The sequence below is a fragment of the Lysinibacillus sp. BNK-21 genome, from assembly GCF_048684915.1.
Lineage (GTDB): Bacteria > Bacillota > Bacilli > Bacillales_A > Planococcaceae > Lysinibacillus > Lysinibacillus capsici.
Genome location: NZ_JBLQTS010000001.1, coordinates 2,508,027 through 2,524,728 on the forward strand (window position 1 = coordinate 2,508,027; position 16,702 = coordinate 2,524,728).

Sequence of the window (16,702 nt, forward strand, 5' to 3'; positions counted from 1 at the left end):
CATATAATAGTGTAAAGCTAATTTTAGCCTTACACCTCCTGACTTGATACTTAGGGTCACTGCTCGCACAGTGGCCCTATGAAAATAAAAGATCATTGTGTCGGATCATAATTTTCGTTACAATATTTGTAAAATTAGTCTATTGAGCTGGAGGCAGCAACATGGATCGTCTTTTCCAGTGGTACAAGTATTTAAAATACATACTCATTCCTATAATTATTTTAAAATACTTTCATAATGGGGATATACCGAATGCGCATCCTCTAATCATTTTTGAATATGCTCTCCTATTTGGTGTGAGCTTTTTACTCATTATTCTACAGGATTTTTTCGCCATTCGTAAAAAAACAAAATTCCTACTCCGTCTCATCATACTGATTATTTTATTGTTTTTGTTCATAACTGCCATTGTCTATCAAGCGATAATGTCTATTATTTTTTCAATTCTACTACTATGCGTGTTAGGTATGGCACTTTATTTACATAGAAATGATGAAGGAGAACAATAAATGGTGAATAGTAAGCGATTACTTTTAATCATCGGTTGGGTCAATGTGGTAGCTGCCCTTCTCCTATTCCAAGCTTTTTGTGGGCTTATGGCTATCTGTATGGGGATTGTACTTAAAAAGGATTATCAAGCACCATGTAAAAATGACCAAGAACCTTGATTCTTGGTCATTTTACAATTAACGATAACTATGATGTGTGGGTTCAAATAATGCTTCGTCGGCGTTTCGTACAAGTGAGAAATGATCCACATTGTAATGGCCATGTAGGATGTCGTTATGGTGTGCAACCGTATCTTCTGGTGATAAGTAGTCGGAACCATTTGTTGAATGGCCATCTCCCACTAAAGTGACATCAAAGCCCTGTATAGTTGCTGCTCTAACTGCTGTATCCACGCAATGCTCGGTTTTGCAGCCCATCATCACCAAATGCTCTACCTCATTGGCCTGTAAGTAATCGAGTAATCCCGTCCTATAAAAAGCGTTTGTAGCCAGTTTATCAAAATAAACAGCGGTAGTAGGTACTTGGATCGCTTGATGTACCTGAAAGCCTTTCCCTTCTCCACCAGCTACATCCCGATCACGCACAAAGATAATATGTGCCTCTGCCTCAATAGCTTTTTGAATAACGGCATTGATTGTTTTAAGCAATTCATCCTTGCGATAGACGGCTTGTTCATCCTGATTCCCCTCGATTAATTCTTGCTGTGCATCAATGATCACTAGTGCTTGCTTCAAAAGCATCTCTCCCTTATCGTTTGCTAACAACATTTTACCATTAATAGTTAATTTCTGATATGCATTATTTTATAACTTTTGAAACCGTCATACCATCCCCAATGGGTAAAAGAATCGAATCCAGCTGCGGATGATTAGCCACTGTGACATTGAACTTTTTCATGATGGCTGTATAGCGCTTGGGTGTCGCCATAGGGTCTGCTACACTGCCTCCTGCTAGGACATTATCTGTCACAATGAATGCACCAGGGCTTGCTAGCTGTATGCAATAGTCTAAATAATTTTCATAGTTATCCTTATCAGCATCAATGAAGAAAAAATCAAAACACTGTCCCGTTGCCACAAGCTTTTCAAGGCTATCCAATGCAGGACCTGTCATATACGTTACCTGCTCAGCAAAGCCTGCCTTGGCAAGGTTTTTGGCGGCTAGCTGTGCATATTTATCCTCTAACTCTAGGGATGTCAGTTTGCCTTTCCCTTCCATTCCTCTCGCCAGACAAATACCACTATAGCCGCCAAGAGCACCAATTTCTAAAATAGCCTTTGAGCTAGTAATCGATACAAGCATCGTCAACAGCTTTCCTGATGATCGAGAGACAGAAATAGCAGGCATACCATTTTCGGCAATAGAGGACAGGACATCCTCTAATAGGGCATCGTCCTGATAAAATACCTCATCTATATAGTTATTCATTTGTTTCATGTGCGTTATCTTCCTCTTGTAGACTGTCGTTGGTTTCATTTTCTTGAATATCAAACAACTGGCAAAATTCTTGGATAACTAGATCGATGGCTTTTAATTCACCGACTAAAATTTGCTGAATCGATTGAAATTCTGGCTGTTCTAATTGCTGTTTAATGGTAGCTCGCTTCACATGCAGCATCTCTAAAAATGAAATCGCTTTGCCGCGTCGGAACGTTTTTGCTCCTCGCTGTGGCGCGCCTTCCATGCCTCTGTGGCGTCCTCCACGGTGATGTCCCTCTCTCATATGCTCTCTAAATCCAGATCCTCTCATTTCTAAAACACTCCTTTTGTATACATTTGTATACATTAATTTAAACTGATTGTATACAAATGTATACAAATTGTCAATTAAACATAATGCTTTCATGCTTCAACATATGTTAGACAATAGGGTAAACGTATCGAAATGGAGGTTAGATGAGTGAAAAGGGTTACAAAATATGTGTTGGGCATCGGTACATTATTGATACTGTCAGGCATATTTTTGATTGGAGCACAATCTCACTATAATCAGAAGGAAATTAAAATTGCCAGTAAGCTATGTCTTGAAAATGGTGGACAGCCTACTATCATCCGCGATTATTTGGCTTTGAATTACTCCTTTTCATGTCAGAAGAACTGAGGTAGTACATATATGGATAGTGAACTGAGTTGCTAGAAAATCGAGTAAATTTCATCTATCTTTCAGGCAAATGGCTAGCTAACAAGATTACTTTTACATACAAATAGTAGGGTAAAGCAAATCTAGCCTTTCCACAGCTCTCCTGTTTTGAGGTCACTTTCCTTGGAAGGTGGCCTTTTTTGGCATGAAAAAAGACGTCATGTCGACGTCTTTAATGTTTGATCGATATCCTCAATCAACCTATCCACTTGTTCCTTTGTTATCTTGATGACATATAATTCTGTCGTTTCGATTCCATCAAGGCTTGTTAGGTGTTTAGGATATTGATAGTTATTTGATATCTCCTTGTCCATACAATCACCTCTTCAATAGATATATTCGACATAAAGTATAGCAAACCTTCTATAAAAAGGAAAATAACAGTATATTTTTTCACTAAAATAGCTATCATTTAGACGATTTAGGATAAAGAAAGGTTAAAGGGATAAGTCCATTTAGACTATCCTTATGTAAAAGTGCTTATTGCTTACCAAATTTCGCAATTTTTTTGAGGTAGAAAGAGCCGATGGACACAATAATAGCTCCATAGACTTTTAGCATCACATTTCTAACAGGCGCCTCCTCTATGGTTGTACTGAGAAAGGCACATCCAACCACAATGATTACCATCCCGAAGATGGCATGAATATATTTCACTATATTTCCCCTTTTCTAGTAGGCAAGTCCGACGCGTGTTTTCAAAAATTCCTCACTGAAGATTTGTTGGTAGGCAAAATCTGCTGTATCCGCTACTGAAATTTCGCTACCTCCCTCTGGCAAGAAGTTACGTTCAACGCGGTAGTTTCCTGTCCAGGCCCCATCAGGTAAATAGGTAGGACAAACAATTGTCCAATCCATTGCAGATTGCTGTAGCTGTTCGAATACACGTTGGTGCTCCTGTGCAGCAAAGGTCGATTTTCGTTTCGATTCCGTTGATTGGTAACGAAGAAGAGTCGGCGTTACACGACTTTGTAGAATCCCTGCTGTTCCAATCGTAATGATTCTTGTCACCTGTTGCTTTGTCATCGCTTCAAGAATCAATGGTAAGCTAGCCGATAATGTAGTGCCTCCATCTGTATTTAATGCACTCACCACCACATCCACATGATGCATTGCCTGCTCGATATCCTGCTTGTTTAAAACATCCCCTTTCATTACACACAGCTGTTGATGATGGTGCGGTAATTTATCGGGATTTCGGACTAATAGGGTGACCTCATGCTGATCCTTTATTGCTAGTTCTACCAAATGGCTGCCGACACGTCCACTCGCGCCTAATATTAAAATTTTCATTTCTCTCACCTCTTTATCATTATATTACAATTCCCTTTATATGTAAAAAGGCACAGATCACAGTGCCTCCCCTCTACTATTCACGCTCTAGTAATTGAACATCAACCATAAATAGATGCATATTATTCTTTTCAGCTAGCTCATCGATAATCGATTGAATTTCACTTTCTGTACTTACATCAATTTCTTCCCCATCGTGTAATTGAATAGTGATGACTTGATGCGCTGGAGAGTCTATTAGATAACCAACTGTACTATCAGGCGAGTAGCCTGCCGACCGTATCGCCTGTAACACTTGTTTTGTAAAATTCGTAGCTTGTAATTTTTCGCCAAGCTCTTCAGCATAGGGAGTTGCTCTTTCGGTGCTCGGAGCTATAGCTAAAGGCTCCCTTTGTGCCATCCACAATGACATCACAACCAGTAAGCACATGAATAAAAAGAAGATTTGCAGGACACTTTTCATACACTCGCTCCATTTCTCCATGAAATTTACAGGCGGAAGTCTAGCAATCTTTTGCCCTGAAATTGTTATTATTCTCACAGCTATGTATGGCTATTTCTCTCTTTTTAATTATTAAAAAATAATTTTCTTTTTGTACAAAGGGCAAATTACCAAGAAGTTTTGTTTGTGGCTTCATAGATTAGAAATGTAAAGGTTAGCGCTACCATTACTAAAAAACTAACAAAAAGGGAGATTAAAAGATGCAGGATAGTAGATATAGTCAATATATGAATTGGAATCATAAAAAAGAAAAGTGCTGTGAACAATATGTAAAATGCTATTGTCATTTAGAAAAAAAATGTGAACACAAACAAGAAGGATGCAAATGCAAACACAAGCATGAGCATTGCAAATGGGAACAGAAGCATCAGCGATGTAAGTGTCATGAAAAGGATGACCATTGTAAATGGGAACATAAGGAGGATTCTTGCTCTTGCAAAAAAGAGGAGGAAGAGTACTACTACGAGAAGGATTATTCCAAAGATCACAAGTGTAAAGGCTGTATTTGTCATCTATTAAGATGCTTATCTCCTGGCACTTTGGTAGATGTTATTTTAGCAGGTGGCGGTAGCTTTGCAGGAATTTTATTCATCAGCTTAGATCCTAAAACTTGCTGTGCTACATTCTTAGAGGTAGATGCTGCAGCAGCCACACCACTTATCATTGATTGCCAGCAAATTATTGCCATTAGAAACGCGTAACTGTTCCATTATCCTACTTGACACCAATTCATATACCATAATCCTACCACTATAAGCACATTTAATCTTCTGCCAGGTTCGTGAAACCATACCTGGCAGAATTCATATTTTTTCAGCTATTCATTGACAATGACTTTGACAATGGGCTCTAATTTTCCTCTATTCACATCGCCAAGATAATCAACATCTACTACGACAGCTCGTGGCTCAAAACGTTGGATACATTCTATGAGGCGTTTTGTGTTTATTTTCTTCATACGCTGGAAGGGTTTACGAATATCAGACCTTGTCACATATTCGCGGAGCGGACAAGGAATCGTAAACGTCGATAAAATAAATGCTACATTTTGTAATATACCTTCCACGCCTGTAGCATTACCATTAACATTACTTAAAGCCGTTACTTGATGTGTCATTCTATCAACCTTTCTTCTACGTTCATACAATTGGTACTTTGGAAAAGAGCACTTTGTTATTTATGCTTGCTCATTAAAAATTATGAACGCTTTGTTTTTATGTACCCAATGTTATTTTTATTCAAACAACATCTTAGTTGATAGGCTGACCTACAAGCTTAGCGCATGATGGCGTAGTAAATAACATACAGCCAGCTAAAACAGCCATGGATGATTGCCCAAATGATGGAGTGATGCACACTCCAGGAGATCGTAATCGCTAAAACCGAACCAAAGCCAATGCCATTTTTGACCACCGTTTTATGCTCCACTTTTTTCACCTTCCTAGTGCTTTTTAACTCTCCTTCTTGCCATCGCAATCGGTTTCCCTCCTATCGTTTTCTATGTTTATGCAGGAACGAACAAGGGCAATCTGAAAGAAAGGATGTGATGCTATGACAATTGTCATGCTGACTGCCACGATTGGTATCCCCAGCCTTATGGCATATCTTCAGCACAAATGGGCTAGCTTTCGCCTTCTTTTCAACATACTAGGTGTCCTTGCTGCTATTCTGTTTAGCACGATTGCCGCTACAGCTATAACGAACATTATTCTTGAGGATGTAGTCTTTATGACAACGATCCATGCTGTGTTCTTAAACCCTGTCTTTCTAATTACAGGGGCGTACCTTGGCTTATATCTGATTTACCGGTTCATCATGATGACAATTCATGAAAGAGACAGGCGGCCATCCCTTTAGTAGAAATCACAATAGACGTGCCAAGTCTGGATTGTTGGATTGTAGAAAAAATAAAAATTACCATGATCCACAATATTCAAACGTGCTTTTGCATCGGAGGCAATTTGGAGGACAAATGGCGCATCGTCACCGAAATCAACGCCACTTTGACAAAAGCTTGGATAGCCACCAATTTTATGGAGTGGATAGAGGTCTTCAACAATATCCTCAAAATAGTCGAGCTGCTCTTCATGCTCCAACGTCAAAATCTCTTCCTCCAATTGAGCAGGAATACCGCCCCCATCCCATGTTGGATAGTCGTTCGTGATATGCTGTGGTATGAGTGGAAACGCGCGAATTTGTTCATGCTGCCATTCGCGCTTTACTAAGCCTTCCAAAGTGGTGTACGTTCTAATATCAAAATAAGAACCAAGATCATCCTCCATCAGATGATCAAATAGACGTTCATCGACAAAAACTGTGACTAATTGAAAAGGCTGTAATGCCATCGGTACATAGGGTAGACCTTTTAGAAAAAACGTAGCGAGCGGCTGATAGCCAGATGGTGGCTGCTCTTCTGGTAAGGACCAGCCCACATAGCCAATCCAGCTTTCCAATAAATCATGTGTAGGTCGAATACCACCCGTTTGAAAAATCGTGGCCTGCGTGGCTAGTTGAGCCCGAATTTGTTCAATTGCCATCCGCTAGCTCCTTTTGTCGACAGCAGCAATCTGTTGTATGGTCGTTTACCATGCCCACTGCCTGCATAAAAGAATAACAAATTGTACTACCGATAAATTTAAAGCCATCTTTCTTCAATTGCTTGCTCATACCATCACTAATTTCTGTCGTCACAGGCACCTCTTTGATGGATGCCCACTCATTCATAACTGGTTTGTGATCTACAAAGCCCCAAATATAATCTGAGAATGAGCCATGCTTTTCCTGTATTTGGAGATATGCTTTAGCATTTGTCACCACGCTAGCTATTTTTAATTTATTGCGTACAATCCGTGTGTCTTGCTGCAATTCCTCTAGCTTGTCTGCTGTATAATGGATAATTTTTTCCACATCGAATTGATCAAATGCCTCACGATAGCCTTCACGCTTTTGGAGAATCGTCCACCAGCTCAAGCCAGCCTGTGCCCCCTCCAAGCAAAGCATCTCAAATAAATGCTGGTCATCATAGACCGGTACACCCCACTCCTTGTCATGGTATTCCACATACAAAGGCTCATCTAGCTTGACCCAATCACATCTTTTCATTTTTATACCCTCCATTTTATGTATCCTTTACTTAATAGCTGTAATGCAAAGCCATCCTTTACTTGATTTTTCGGTGACATACACGGTTTGAAAACCGATACGTTCTAATAATTGCTTCGTTGCCTCAGGAGTTTGATAGGCTTTCATATGATAGTTCATTTTGTAGAGCTCTGCTATGATAATAAATTTCCCACCGTTTTTCAGAACCCGCCATACTTCCTCTACATCCTGCTCCAAGGATGGCCAAAAATAGTGCGTTTGAAAGGCTGTAATCGCATCAAAAAACTGATCATCGTATGGAATGCTTGAAACGCTTGCCTCTTTCACAATGACGCTACCCCTGGCAACATTTGCTTTATTCAATTTGATTGATTCCTTCACTGCCTGTGTGGAAAAATCTATCCCATATATTATACCATTTGGATTCAATTTGGATAAAATTTGGAGCGTTTTCCCACCACCACATCCTATGTCTAACACACGATCACCATCATTGATAGCACCTTGCCTGATGAACCATGCATTCATACCACGATGGGCAAAATTCATAATTTGTAGCATCGTTGAGCCAATCCATCCATTTGGCTTTTTCGCTTGTTCAATTAACGTTTGTAAGAGTGACATGATTGGATTCCCCCCTCAAGTAAGATTGTTAAAATAGAATTAGAGCTTTAAAATAAAAACGCTTACTAGTTTGTACGTACTTCAAAACAATTTGTTTCATTTTTTACAAAGGAGGAAAATTTTATGATTCAACAAGCAAACCAGAAGGACGCTCATGCTGCGGCCTCATTAGCCTTACTGCTCTGGCCTAATCATACACTAGAGGAATTTACCGAAGAGATGACACAGCTGCTAAAGGAAGAAAACGCAGCTATTTTTCTTGTCTATGACGATGACGAAGCAGTTGGATTTGCCCAATGCCAGTTAAGAACAGACTATGTAGAAGGGACTGACTCAAGTCCAGTCGGCTATTTAGAAGGCCTTTTTGTGAGAGAGGAATATCGCCAGCAGGGCTATGCAAGACTGCTTGTGGAGAAATGTGAGCAATGGGCAAAGCATAGGGGCTGTCTAGAGTTTGCCAGTGACTGTGAATGGGACAATGACGAAAGCCTAAGGGTTCATCTTCAGCTCGGTTTTACAGAAGCTAATCGCATCATTTGCTTCACGAAAAAATTATAAAAATGGCTGACAAAAAAATCACAGGCGTTGCAAACATAGCACCTGTGATTTTTCGACATTTTTTTAGTTTAGATATGTATTGTTGGAAATATTTCGTTCGCGCTCATCTATGATTAATTGGATCATTAATGCGAGTTGTTGTTCGATTCGCATATTATTTAGATGTAAGATATCAGCAATCACATTCTTGTGCTTCTCTGCTAATTCCATCTCCTCTAGCATTAACATAATTTCTTCTTTTGTCAGCCCAAACATACTCATATCACCCCAATACTCTCTCTATTTATTATTGTAAAATCATTACTCCCATTTCATAATTAACGAAAATTTATCTTATTGGATGAACCATTTTTACTAATTATAGGTTTAAACATAGAAAATAATCAATCTATTATCCACATTTATTTAATATTTATTTTACATTAAGTAAAAACTTTTATTATGTTGGTTATAACTTATACAAAGATTGTATAAGTTTCCCTGTGGAATATTTCAAAATATTGCAGTAATTGCAACAAGACATCTATACCATTATAAAAATATTCTTGCATTTTGTCGAATTATAGATTTTTTTTGCACAAATTAAAGTTAATTAACAGCCCAAACGTATTTCTTTACCCATTTTTCACATATATGAAATATCAATACACGAATCCATAAAAAAAGTAATTTCAAAATTGAAACTACTTGTCTTATTTGTATAATCGGCTTTTATATTATTTTTTTAATATCATATTTCACTATTTCTAATTTCATGTCCTCAATTTGAGAAACCTTTGATGCTGTATCCTTCTGCCATGTCGCTGACTGTACATGTCCTTGTACAAATAATTGGCTGTTTTCCTGTACCACCGCTGGAGCCTTTACTGCGGCTATATCAGTATGACGCATTTCCAATAATGATTTATTGGACAGCGCTAAGAATGGTCTAGCCGCCTTATCCACCCTACAATTTTCAATACGCCCCATTGATTGATCTGACCAAATCATGGCATAAGAGCTTTCTTGACCATCTTTAAAATAGCTATTAGCTATCTCAAAAATTGCATCAATGCAAGTAATTCCGTTTCCTTCCATTTGTTCAAACGTGCAATATTGTGTAAATAATCGGGCATTGTTGATATAGATATGGTGGCTTTGCAGCTCTCGAATCGTTGTATGATGCATCATGATTTTGGCATGTTCATTACCATAAACACCACCTGATTGCCCAAATTGAATAATCGATTGCTGTAGCTTTAATCCACTAGCATCAACAATAATATGAAATTGCTGATGGTTTTGAATTTTACATTGGTTCATCGAAACATTTGCCTCATCCACAATGGTAAGCCCGACAGCCATGCCATTACGAACATGACATGTATGAAATTCCACCTTGCTATTTTCTATCAACACCTGTGCCTTGACATGCCGAGAAACTTGACAATCATAGAACTTGGCTTCGGTTTTTTCTCCAAGATACAACCCATGACTTTGACCATCTGAAAAAATAGAATCAGATACCATTAGTTCACTGCGATGAACCACCATATTCGTATCAAGATGCTCTTTTATTTCACAGCCATCCATCCTGAAAGTCGTGCTATCAAACAATTGAATGCCTACCCCTTGCCCTTGGTGCACTAAACAATTGGTCATCGTCATCTCACTCGACGCAGCTATTACTTGTGCCTTGTCATGCCCATGAATTTCACAGTCCTCCATTGTCATCTTGACATGGCGAATCGCAAAAATACCATGCTTCTTCCCTTCCAACAGCATACAATTCGTCAAGGTCAGCTCACAGTTTTGAGCGATAATCTGTGCCTTCCTATGATGCTCAAATGTCGTGTCGACTAGAATAACACTGGATCCATTCGCCACACGCAAACCAAAATGATTCAGTGGCGTAGCAAGCACTGCACAATTTTTCATCAGCAAACTACCATAGCTCACCATCATCTGCGTTCGAATCAATTGCTCCTCAATGACACAATTCTCTAGCTGTAAATCACCTTTCACATATAGCCCCTGCCCTTGCCGGAACCGTAAATTACGCATCGCGACAGGAGTTTGATAGCGAATAAATACACCACCCTTGATGGTCACATTGCCAACCCCATACAACGTCAGCCGCTTGGCAATATCCAAGCTTTCCTCATAAATCCCATCCCGAATTTCAATCATATCCCCAGGCGCCGCCTCTTCAATCGCCTGCCCGATACTTTGATAACGATGCATTATGCTCCTCTTCACCACAAGTACAGCCATTTACACACTCCTAACCAAAAAATGTTCGTACCCTATTTATATACCGAACATGCTTGTGCTTATTCAATTTTGTGTAAAATTGCTGGAATATGCAGGTGTTTATTTGGAATGTTTGACGGTTTAATGAAAGTGGGGAAAAATGAAAAAACCACCAACAACCGAATTCCCTCGGTTATTGCTGGTTTTTTTCATTTACATTATTTCTTGCGTTTCACAAATACAATAACAAAAATAGCGGCTAGTGCTGCTAGGATAGCGATCATCCAAACTGTGTTTGAGTTGGATGCTGTGTCATCTGCTGCGGCTGCTTGTTGCTCTTCTCTTGGTGTAGCGTTCGAAGACTCCATTTCTTTGGCATCCTCTTTCACCACTTGTGCAGTGCTAATTTGCACATATTGTAGTGTTGCTTCATTCGAGCCGGATGCTTCATGCTCGTGGCTGTCGCCATGGCCTTCTGCATGATCCCCGTGGCTTTCCTCTTGCCCACCGTCATGACCATGATGGTGATCCGCTGCTGTTGTAAAAATAGAACGTTCTAGCTGTTGCCCTACCCAGCTTTTGGCATCTGTTGAATCGGCAAAGATGCGAGGGTGTCCTGACAGCATGTATGTTTTACCGTCGATGATGATTCCTGTTTGGTCACCTGTGACAACGTCTTCAATCGTACCCGTTGGTCCTTCTGCAAAGCCGCCCATCTGAATAAGCGTATGTCCGCCCATATCAAATGTAAGGTGCTCTGTTAAGAATGCAATGTACTCTTCTTTCGTCATGGTTGCGTCAGGATTGGCTAGCTCAAGTTTATGATGAAAAAGTGCTGTATTTATTTCCTTGTACGTAATATCTCCCTCTAGCGAAGATACGTAATCCTCTTTTTGAGCTGCTTGTGCTAGCTCATCCACTGTTGCTCCCTCAAGGCCGAAAAAGCCACCTACCCAGCCTGCAAAGTCCTTGCGTGAAAGATTGTCTGTTGGGTTTAAGGCCATATCTTTGCCATTGTACCCAAGAAGCCCAATACTGTGTAGTACCATAATGTCCTGAATATTGGCGGCTGTTTCAGGGACATCTGTGAATAGTGTACTTTTATCCATCGTATGGGCGTAGGCAACGGGTGCCATGAATAAAGTACTCATCAATAATAAAAGTAAATATTTTCTCAAAATGATTCCACCTTCCAATGCCTTAGTATACAGATGAAATGTGAGGGAAGTTTGAAATCCACAGGTATTTTCTATAGCTTAAATTGACGAATCAGGGCATTTAGTTGTTCAGCCATTTCTGCTAAATGCTCGGCACTATGTTTAATTTCAGCCATGGAGCTTGCAGTTTGCTCAATGGTAGCCGATGTTTCCTGAATGCCTGCAGCTGATTGTTCGGAGACAGCAGCAATTTCATCGACTGCTTTATTAATCGTGACAGTATTGTGAACAACTTCAGCTAGCTCCACTGACATACCTTCAATGCCTGTCGCAATGGCCTCAATAGCATCCGCAATTCGATTGAATGTTGTATTGGTTGCGGCCATTTGTGTTGTGCCCTTTTCGACTTCCTCATAGCCTTGCTCTAGCGAGGAGGTTACTGTATCGGAATTATCCTGAATTTTTCTGACAATCGCTGTAATATCATCGACGGAGAAGGCGACCTGTTCGGCTAATGTTCGAACCTCGTCGGCCACCACGGCAAAGCCTTTCCCCTGTTCCCCAGCTCTAGCTGCTTCAATCGCTGCGTTCAATGCGAGTAAATTAGTTTGGGCAGCAATCGTTTGAATGACCGCTACAAGCTTAGAAATCTCCTGTGTTTGCTTACTTAAGCCATTTACCTGATTCACCGCGTCCTTCACTGTATGCTGGATGGCTTCCATTTGTTTTGTGGAAGTGGTCATTAAGCTTCTACCTTCTTGTGTTAAAGCCTTCACACTCTGCGAATACTGTTGAACATCTTTACTGCAGTGATGAACCGTAGTAACTTTGCTAGTAAAATCATTCATGGCGGAAGCGACATCAGAGGCATGATCTGCCTGTAATTCTGTCCCACTTGCCATTTCTGTAACCGTATGAACAATTTGCTCTGTCCCCATTTTGACCTCAGAAGTCGACTGAAGAAGCTCCTCACTATGTGCCGCTACATCATTGGACACCGTTTGAATGTGCTTTAATAGACGATTTAAAATATCTGACATCGTATTGGTCGCTTCCATCAGTTGCCCTACTTCATCCTTCGATTGAACCTTCAAAGGCGGCTCACTTAAATCGCCATTGGTCATTTGTTGCATACGCTTGGTTAACGTCACGATTGGTCTTGAAATACCACGAGCACTTAATAGCTCAATTATCACTGCTAGAAGAACAATCACAATACCTACGATAATGGCGATTCGCTGTTTCTGCTCTCCAGCAGCAATACTGTCCGTCCCTACCTCATTAATGGCTAGCTTCCGTTGCGCCACTAAGTCTTCGTAGCCTTCACGAATGGTCGTAGCTGTGTCATCCATTTTTGTGAGGTTTTGGGTAGCTAGCTCGGTGTTCCCTTGATCATATACCGCAAATACCTCTTGCTCAATATAACGGTTCCATTCCTTAGACATTTCCGCAAATTGTCCGAATTCGCCTGAGGAAGATAATGCTGACCGCTTTTCTTCATTGCTTAGTTCCTTTGCAACATTATCCTGAAATATCTCTTTATACTTTTCTCTCCCAGAAAGCACATAGCCTCTAGCTGCCGCTATTCTTAAATCAATGGACTGTGCCTGCTCGTAATCGATGATTAATAGTTGTAATTCTTGCTGTACAATTTGCTCTGTCGCATCATTGCTTTGCTTGATGGCAAAGTAATTGTAAACAATGTATCCTATCATGATTGCAATCACAATGCTAAAGGAAAAAACAATGCGTCTACTGATTGTTTTGAACTTCATTTGCAAAAACCCCTTATTTTCCTAATCTATTCCATCCTTAAAAATCTACCATTTAATTAGGACGATTAGCGGTTTTAGGAATTTTTGCTATATTTCCAGAAATAACTTGGTCAATATAATGTTTTTTATAGCATCTTTTATCGCACGCCTATAGTACTATCCTTAATCCCAGCCATTGAACATTACATCGCCAATGGTTTGACTATTAAAATAAGAGACGTATTTCCATTCTGTAGCAGATAGGCTATGGAACGCCTCATCCTTTGTTAGTAATGTTGTAAGTGTCTCCGCTTCCAAGCATTTTCGCATAGGAAAATATTTATGCAGGTGAGGCTTGGATAAAAAGGTAAAGCTATTCACCTCCTGCTTGGCAAATGCGATGTACGGCATCAAACGATGATGAAGAATCGTCAGTGTTTCTCCATCGATTTCAATCACTGCCTGCATATAGACAAAGGGCGCTTGATCAATAAATTGCCTTACTTTCGCTCGTTGTTCGCTTGTCACTAAATGGTACACCATCGACTGAAACATGCGCATGTCCTGCTCAATTAAATGCGCTGCATCGAAACCAGAAATTCCTTTTGTTAAACGCAAGCCTTCCATCACTCCTTGTTATTTGTCTCTATAATAGGACCTTCTCGTTCGGTTGAGGAAATTCCTGCCAATCTATGCATTTCTTTTAATATGATAATCAATTTGTAGGAATGGAATACCAAATAACGTCATCTGATGGCGTGCTGACAATGTCTTGTCATCTACCGCAGAAATTTGAAAATGCTCCTGTAGGGGTAGCCTCATCACATTTTTTCCTATCGCCAAATAAATTCCTGCATCTCCATCATGACGACTTGTTAGGTGTAGCTGACCATTTTCTTCATAGGCATACAAAATGCCAACCATTGTTGAGAACGGGAGTGGTAAGGCGATATTCATATAGGTCGTTTCGTCACTTGTGTGCTTCGAATAAATCGCGACAAAAACGGTTTGCAAATGAATTGTCCGAATCCATGCACGTGGAGACGGACGGCTATCTCGTGCAGAATCGACCTGAACAATGCTACCCGTCATCTCAACTTGCTTACTGGAAAAGGGTAAATTGAGCTGTTGGAGCAAACGGCTCATTCCTTGATACAGAAAGGCAAAAGGTCGAAACCAAGCCTTCCATTGCACCGTCGAAAGCAGCCGATAGGTCGTCGTATACTCATAAAAATGTGGAATGACAGGCGGTAGCTTTGCTGTATCGACAAAATCCTGTAAGGCATCGGCCAAGCCAGGGTGTGGTATATTCTCATGATGTAGCTTCCCACGAATTTGGCTTACAGGGAACTCAAACGGACGCTGTGTTGTTGGGGGGACAGCCATTAGCCAGGCGATGACCCCTATCCCCCCAAAGAAAACACCATTGATCACACCATGGAATTGAAGCATTTCTGGAATGCCGATGGAAACGTTTCCGCTGACACGACTGTAAACATACAGACAAGACCCAAGAATCGTCAGACAGAGCGCTCCATAGGAAGTCCTCAGCAATAGCCCCTGTCCAAACGGAAGCTTTGTTTTGAGCGCTACGAAAAATAAGCCGTAAATGGCGAAAATATAAAGAGTGACTGCGATGATTTCGATGAGAATGGAAAAGGCAATACCTACCGCAACAAGGATTGGTCCTGCCAGCAACATCAGCACCATCACACGGTAGCCGCTACTATCATGTAATCGACCTAAAAGCCCGACTGAAATGGGTAATAAACAAGCCGAATAATGAAAGTGAATGGCCGTTAACCACGTTATTAATGGTGAAAAACCAGTATCCATGTTGGTGACATAGGCGAAAAACCACAGACCACCGAGGGCTAGGTAGAAAAGCCCCATGTCGATAGCAAACTCCGCAATATTTGTAAAACCTCGTTGTAAAAATCTTTTCACGCCTTGCATGGCGATATAGAAGGTATACAGTACATACATGCCTGCCAAAACATTAGCCAAAACGCCATCCGTCGACCAATGCAGCAGTGTAACGGCTAGCATCATCCCCATAGTAATGGCTGTGCCGACTTTCTGAACATCCACAACCATTGATACCATGGTGGGAACGAAAATTAGTTGAGCAACGGTTAGTAACCATAAGTAATTGGGTTGCCCACTAAGCACAAAGCACATCACCGTGAACAAAATCCCTAGTAAAAAAATGAAATTACTTCGATTGTTGCGTAAATTCACCAGCATACATCATGAGCCTCCCTATGAATGGATTATGGATGGAGACATGAATGGTAAAGACATTTTTCGATTCATCAAAGCCTTCCTCTACAATGACTCGACCCTCTAACAGTCTAGGCATCGGGCATTCGAAACGCGAGAGGACAAAGCGCTGCTTACCTGAACGAATGACCAATGTCCCCGCTCGCGTCACCGTAAAGTGCAAATCGGAATAAAAAAGAGCGGGTGTGCCTAAATAATCTTTCACAATTTTGTGGATTGGATCAATGGTCATCCTTGCATCAAAATGCCTTGTTTTCTGCGGGAAATAAAAGGTGCGCTCCCATAGTACCTCTAGTTCCCCACTTGGCAGGGCTCTGCATGTATTCGAAATAGTAAAGGGGATATCCTCCCCTGACTCTGGGAACAGAAATCGCGTTTTCGCAGCCAGTGTATAGAAGGGACACATCCATTTAGCACCAGATTTTATTTGATGCATCACGCCCTTAGCAAAAAATGATTCATCAATTGGTAACGCATAACGCTGTTGTAGCATCGGATGAAGTCTTGCAAAATCATCCCCTAATAATGTTTGATAGATCGTCATCCT

The 16,702-nt window shown here is 40.5% G+C and carries 25 protein-coding genes; 6 read left to right on the top strand and 19 right to left on the bottom strand.

The genetic code is table 11. The annotated features are described in order from the left end of the window. Window positions 1–161 precede the first annotated feature (161 nt). On the top strand, window positions 162–509 hold the full coding sequence (locus ACMGGO_RS12845; protein ID WP_420281944.1) for a hypothetical protein: 348 nt from the start codon (window positions 162–164) through the stop codon (window positions 507–509). Further along, entirely contained in the window at window positions 510–668 is a 159-nt protein-coding gene (locus ACMGGO_RS12850) for a hypothetical protein (RefSeq protein ID WP_420281946.1), read from the top strand. It begins immediately after the preceding gene. Window positions 669–686: 18 nt separating this feature from the next. On the opposite strand, the gene ACMGGO_RS12855 is transcribed toward ACMGGO_RS12850, so the two are convergent. The 3 genes from ACMGGO_RS12855 to ACMGGO_RS12865 form a co-directional block, all read right to left on the bottom strand. Continuing rightward, window positions 687–1,244: an isochorismatase family protein gene (locus ACMGGO_RS12855; RefSeq protein ID WP_420281947.1), complete on the bottom strand. Its 558-nt coding sequence runs from the start codon at window positions 1,242–1,244 to the stop codon at window positions 687–689. Between the two features lie 64 nt (window positions 1,245–1,308). Continuing rightward, window positions 1,309–1,947, bottom strand: a complete 639-nt coding sequence (locus ACMGGO_RS12860) for an O-methyltransferase (protein ID WP_328025305.1) — start codon at window positions 1,945–1,947, stop codon at window positions 1,309–1,311. Beyond that, window positions 1,931–2,260: a hypothetical protein gene (locus ACMGGO_RS12865; protein WP_048393875.1), complete on the bottom strand. Its 330-nt coding sequence runs from the start codon at window positions 2,258–2,260 to the stop codon at window positions 1,931–1,933. Before ACMGGO_RS12865 ends, ACMGGO_RS12860 begins: the two co-directional genes overlap by 17 nt. 150 nt (window positions 2,261–2,410) lie before the next feature. On the opposite strand from ACMGGO_RS12865, the gene ACMGGO_RS12870 reads away from it, so the two are divergent. Further along, a complete protein-coding gene (locus ACMGGO_RS12870; protein ID WP_403019107.1) occupies window positions 2,411–2,611 on the top strand; it encodes a hypothetical protein in 201 nt (66 codons plus the stop codon). A 197-nt stretch (window positions 2,612–2,808) separates the two neighbouring features. On the opposite strand, the gene ACMGGO_RS12875 is transcribed toward ACMGGO_RS12870, so the two are convergent. The 4 genes from ACMGGO_RS12875 to ACMGGO_RS12890 form a co-directional block, all read right to left on the bottom strand. Beyond that, window positions 2,809–2,964 carry a hypothetical protein gene (locus ACMGGO_RS12875; protein WP_016993988.1) on the bottom strand — a complete coding sequence of 52 codons (156 nt, stop codon included), beginning with the start codon at window positions 2,962–2,964 and terminating at the stop codon, window positions 2,809–2,811. A gap of 166 nt (window positions 2,965–3,130) precedes the next feature. Then, window positions 3,131–3,307 carry a hypothetical protein gene (locus ACMGGO_RS12880; protein WP_175400806.1) on the bottom strand — a complete coding sequence of 59 codons (177 nt, stop codon included), beginning with the start codon at window positions 3,305–3,307 and terminating at the stop codon, window positions 3,131–3,133. Between the two features lie 15 nt (window positions 3,308–3,322). After that, the gene (locus ACMGGO_RS12885) at window positions 3,323–3,943 is read right to left on the bottom strand and encodes an NAD(P)-dependent oxidoreductase (protein WP_048393876.1); all 621 of its coding nucleotides are present in this window, start codon (window positions 3,941–3,943) and stop codon (window positions 3,323–3,325) included. A 76-nt stretch (window positions 3,944–4,019) separates the two neighbouring features. Next, window positions 4,020–4,406, bottom strand: a complete 387-nt coding sequence (locus ACMGGO_RS12890; RefSeq protein WP_103117954.1) for a hypothetical protein — start codon at window positions 4,404–4,406, stop codon at window positions 4,020–4,022. Between the two features lie 239 nt (window positions 4,407–4,645). Between ACMGGO_RS12890 and ACMGGO_RS12895 the strand changes: the two genes are divergently transcribed. Then, window positions 4,646–5,146 (top strand): hypothetical protein, encoded by a 501-nt coding sequence (locus tag ACMGGO_RS12895; RefSeq protein WP_048393879.1) that lies wholly within the window; start codon window positions 4,646–4,648, stop codon window positions 5,144–5,146. Between the two features lie 116 nt (window positions 5,147–5,262). On the opposite strand, the gene ACMGGO_RS12900 is transcribed toward ACMGGO_RS12895, so the two are convergent. Beyond that, window positions 5,263–5,562: a hypothetical protein gene (locus tag ACMGGO_RS12900; protein WP_048393880.1), complete on the bottom strand. Its 300-nt coding sequence runs from the start codon at window positions 5,560–5,562 to the stop codon at window positions 5,263–5,265. A gap of 158 nt (window positions 5,563–5,720) precedes the next feature. Next, window positions 5,721–5,921, bottom strand: coding sequence for a hypothetical protein (locus ACMGGO_RS12905; protein ID WP_048393883.1), 201 nt, complete (start codon window positions 5,919–5,921; stop codon window positions 5,721–5,723). A 75-nt stretch (window positions 5,922–5,996) separates the two neighbouring features. Between ACMGGO_RS12905 and ACMGGO_RS12910 the strand changes: the two genes are divergently transcribed. Further along, the gene (locus ACMGGO_RS12910) at window positions 5,997–6,302 is read left to right on the top strand and encodes a transposase (protein ID WP_115673732.1); all 306 of its coding nucleotides are present in this window, start codon (window positions 5,997–5,999) and stop codon (window positions 6,300–6,302) included. Here ACMGGO_RS12910 and ACMGGO_RS12915 read toward each other — a convergent pair. From ACMGGO_RS12915 to ACMGGO_RS12925, 3 genes are read right to left on the bottom strand one after another with little or no spacing between them, the layout of a single operon-like run. Beyond that, a complete protein-coding gene (locus ACMGGO_RS12915) occupies window positions 6,299–6,982 on the bottom strand; it encodes a DUF1963 domain-containing protein (RefSeq protein ID WP_115673731.1) in 684 nt (227 codons plus the stop codon). The two genes, ACMGGO_RS12910 and ACMGGO_RS12915, sit on opposite strands and share 4 nt — an antisense overlap. Next, window positions 6,972–7,547, bottom strand: coding sequence for a DNA-3-methyladenine glycosylase I (locus ACMGGO_RS12920; RefSeq protein WP_115673730.1), 576 nt, complete (start codon window positions 7,545–7,547; stop codon window positions 6,972–6,974). Before ACMGGO_RS12920 ends, ACMGGO_RS12915 begins: the two co-directional genes overlap by 11 nt. Before the next feature lie 27 nt (window positions 7,548–7,574). Continuing rightward, window positions 7,575–8,171: a class I SAM-dependent methyltransferase gene (locus ACMGGO_RS12925; RefSeq protein ID WP_048393890.1), complete on the bottom strand. Its 597-nt coding sequence runs from the start codon at window positions 8,169–8,171 to the stop codon at window positions 7,575–7,577. Between the two features lie 123 nt (window positions 8,172–8,294). On the opposite strand from ACMGGO_RS12925, the gene aac(6') reads away from it, so the two are divergent. Continuing rightward, window positions 8,295–8,729, top strand: coding sequence for an aminoglycoside 6'-N-acetyltransferase (gene aac(6'), locus ACMGGO_RS12930; RefSeq protein ID WP_066038496.1), 435 nt, complete (start codon window positions 8,295–8,297; stop codon window positions 8,727–8,729). 63 nt (window positions 8,730–8,792) lie between these two features. Here aac(6') and ACMGGO_RS12935 read toward each other — a convergent pair whose 3' ends face one another. The 7 genes from ACMGGO_RS12935 to ACMGGO_RS12965 all read right to left on the bottom strand — a co-directional run bounded on the left by ACMGGO_RS12935 (window position 8,793) and on the right by ACMGGO_RS12965 (window position 16,699). Then, the gene (locus ACMGGO_RS12935) at window positions 8,793–8,984 is read right to left on the bottom strand and encodes a hypothetical protein (RefSeq protein WP_054548747.1); all 192 of its coding nucleotides are present in this window, start codon (window positions 8,982–8,984) and stop codon (window positions 8,793–8,795) included. 456 nt (window positions 8,985–9,440) lie between these two features. Beyond that, window positions 9,441–10,952, bottom strand: a complete 1,512-nt coding sequence (locus tag ACMGGO_RS12940) for a right-handed parallel beta-helix repeat-containing protein (RefSeq protein ID WP_259949074.1) — start codon at window positions 10,950–10,952, stop codon at window positions 9,441–9,443. 227 nt (window positions 10,953–11,179) lie between these two features. Next, window positions 11,180–12,139, bottom strand: coding sequence for a hypothetical protein (locus ACMGGO_RS12945; protein WP_288580696.1), 960 nt, complete (start codon window positions 12,137–12,139; stop codon window positions 11,180–11,182). Between the two features lie 71 nt (window positions 12,140–12,210). After that, window positions 12,211–13,893, bottom strand: a complete 1,683-nt coding sequence (locus ACMGGO_RS12950; protein WP_288580693.1) for a methyl-accepting chemotaxis protein — start codon at window positions 13,891–13,893, stop codon at window positions 12,211–12,213. Window positions 13,894–14,055: 162 nt separating this feature from the next. Further along, window positions 14,056–14,499 (bottom strand): hypothetical protein, encoded by a 444-nt coding sequence (locus ACMGGO_RS12955; RefSeq protein WP_103117948.1) that lies wholly within the window; start codon window positions 14,497–14,499, stop codon window positions 14,056–14,058. 63 nt (window positions 14,500–14,562) lie between these two features. Beyond that, on the bottom strand, window positions 14,563–16,119 hold the full coding sequence (locus ACMGGO_RS12960) for a YndJ family protein (RefSeq protein ID WP_420281948.1): 1,557 nt from the start codon (window positions 16,117–16,119) through the stop codon (window positions 14,563–14,565). After that, entirely contained in the window at window positions 16,088–16,699 is a 612-nt protein-coding gene (locus ACMGGO_RS12965; RefSeq protein ID WP_420281949.1) for a DUF4166 domain-containing protein, read from the bottom strand. Before ACMGGO_RS12965 ends, ACMGGO_RS12960 begins: the two co-directional genes overlap by 32 nt. Window positions 16,700–16,702 lie beyond the last annotated feature (3 nt).

Coding starts and splice junctions, on each gene's coding strand:
- ACMGGO_RS12890 (WP_103117954.1), bottom strand. CDS start 4,406: ATGAAAAGTGTCCTGCAAATCTTCTTTTTATTCATGTGCTTACTGGTT.
- ACMGGO_RS12850 (WP_420281946.1), top strand. CDS start 510: ATGGTGAATAGTAAGCGATTACTTTTAATCATCGGTTGGGTCAATGTG.
- ACMGGO_RS12955 (WP_103117948.1), bottom strand. CDS start 14,499: ATGGAAGGCTTGCGTTTAACAAAAGGAATTTCTGGTTTCGATGCAGCG.
- ACMGGO_RS12875 (WP_016993988.1), bottom strand. CDS start 2,964: ATGGACAAGGAGATATCAAATAACTATCAATATCCTAAACACCTAACA.
- ACMGGO_RS12935 (WP_054548747.1), bottom strand. CDS start 8,984: ATGTTTGGGCTGACAAAAGAAGAAATTATGTTAATGCTAGAGGAGATG.
- ACMGGO_RS12965 (WP_420281949.1), bottom strand. CDS start 16,699: ATGACGATCTATCAAACATTATTAGGGGATGATTTTGCAAGACTTCAT.
- ACMGGO_RS12960 (WP_420281948.1), bottom strand. CDS start 16,119: ATGCTGGTGAATTTACGCAACAATCGAAGTAATTTCATTTTTTTACTA.
- ACMGGO_RS12910 (WP_115673732.1), top strand. CDS start 5,997: ATGACAATTGTCATGCTGACTGCCACGATTGGTATCCCCAGCCTTATG.
- ACMGGO_RS12940 (WP_259949074.1), bottom strand. CDS start 10,952: ATGCATCGTTATCAAAGTATCGGGCAGGCGATTGAAGAGGCGGCGCCT.
- ACMGGO_RS12895 (WP_048393879.1), top strand. CDS start 4,646: ATGCAGGATAGTAGATATAGTCAATATATGAATTGGAATCATAAAAAA.
- ACMGGO_RS12885 (WP_048393876.1), bottom strand. CDS start 3,943: ATGAAAATTTTAATATTAGGCGCGAGTGGACGTGTCGGCAGCCATTTG.
- ACMGGO_RS12920 (WP_115673730.1), bottom strand. CDS start 7,547: ATGAAAAGATGTGATTGGGTCAAGCTAGATGAGCCTTTGTATGTGGAA.
- ACMGGO_RS12900 (WP_048393880.1), bottom strand. CDS start 5,562: ATGACACATCAAGTAACGGCTTTAAGTAATGTTAATGGTAATGCTACA.
- ACMGGO_RS12860 (WP_328025305.1), bottom strand. CDS start 1,947: ATGAAACAAATGAATAACTATATAGATGAGGTATTTTATCAGGACGAT.
- ACMGGO_RS12865 (WP_048393875.1), bottom strand. CDS start 2,260: ATGAGAGGATCTGGATTTAGAGAGCATATGAGAGAGGGACATCACCGT.
- ACMGGO_RS12915 (WP_115673731.1), bottom strand. CDS start 6,982: ATGGCAATTGAACAAATTCGGGCTCAACTAGCCACGCAGGCCACGATT.
- ACMGGO_RS12845 (WP_420281944.1), top strand. CDS start 162: ATGGATCGTCTTTTCCAGTGGTACAAGTATTTAAAATACATACTCATT.
- ACMGGO_RS12950 (WP_288580693.1), bottom strand. CDS start 13,893: ATGAAGTTCAAAACAATCAGTAGACGCATTGTTTTTTCCTTTAGCATT.
- ACMGGO_RS12925 (WP_048393890.1), bottom strand. CDS start 8,171: ATGTCACTCTTACAAACGTTAATTGAACAAGCGAAAAAGCCAAATGGA.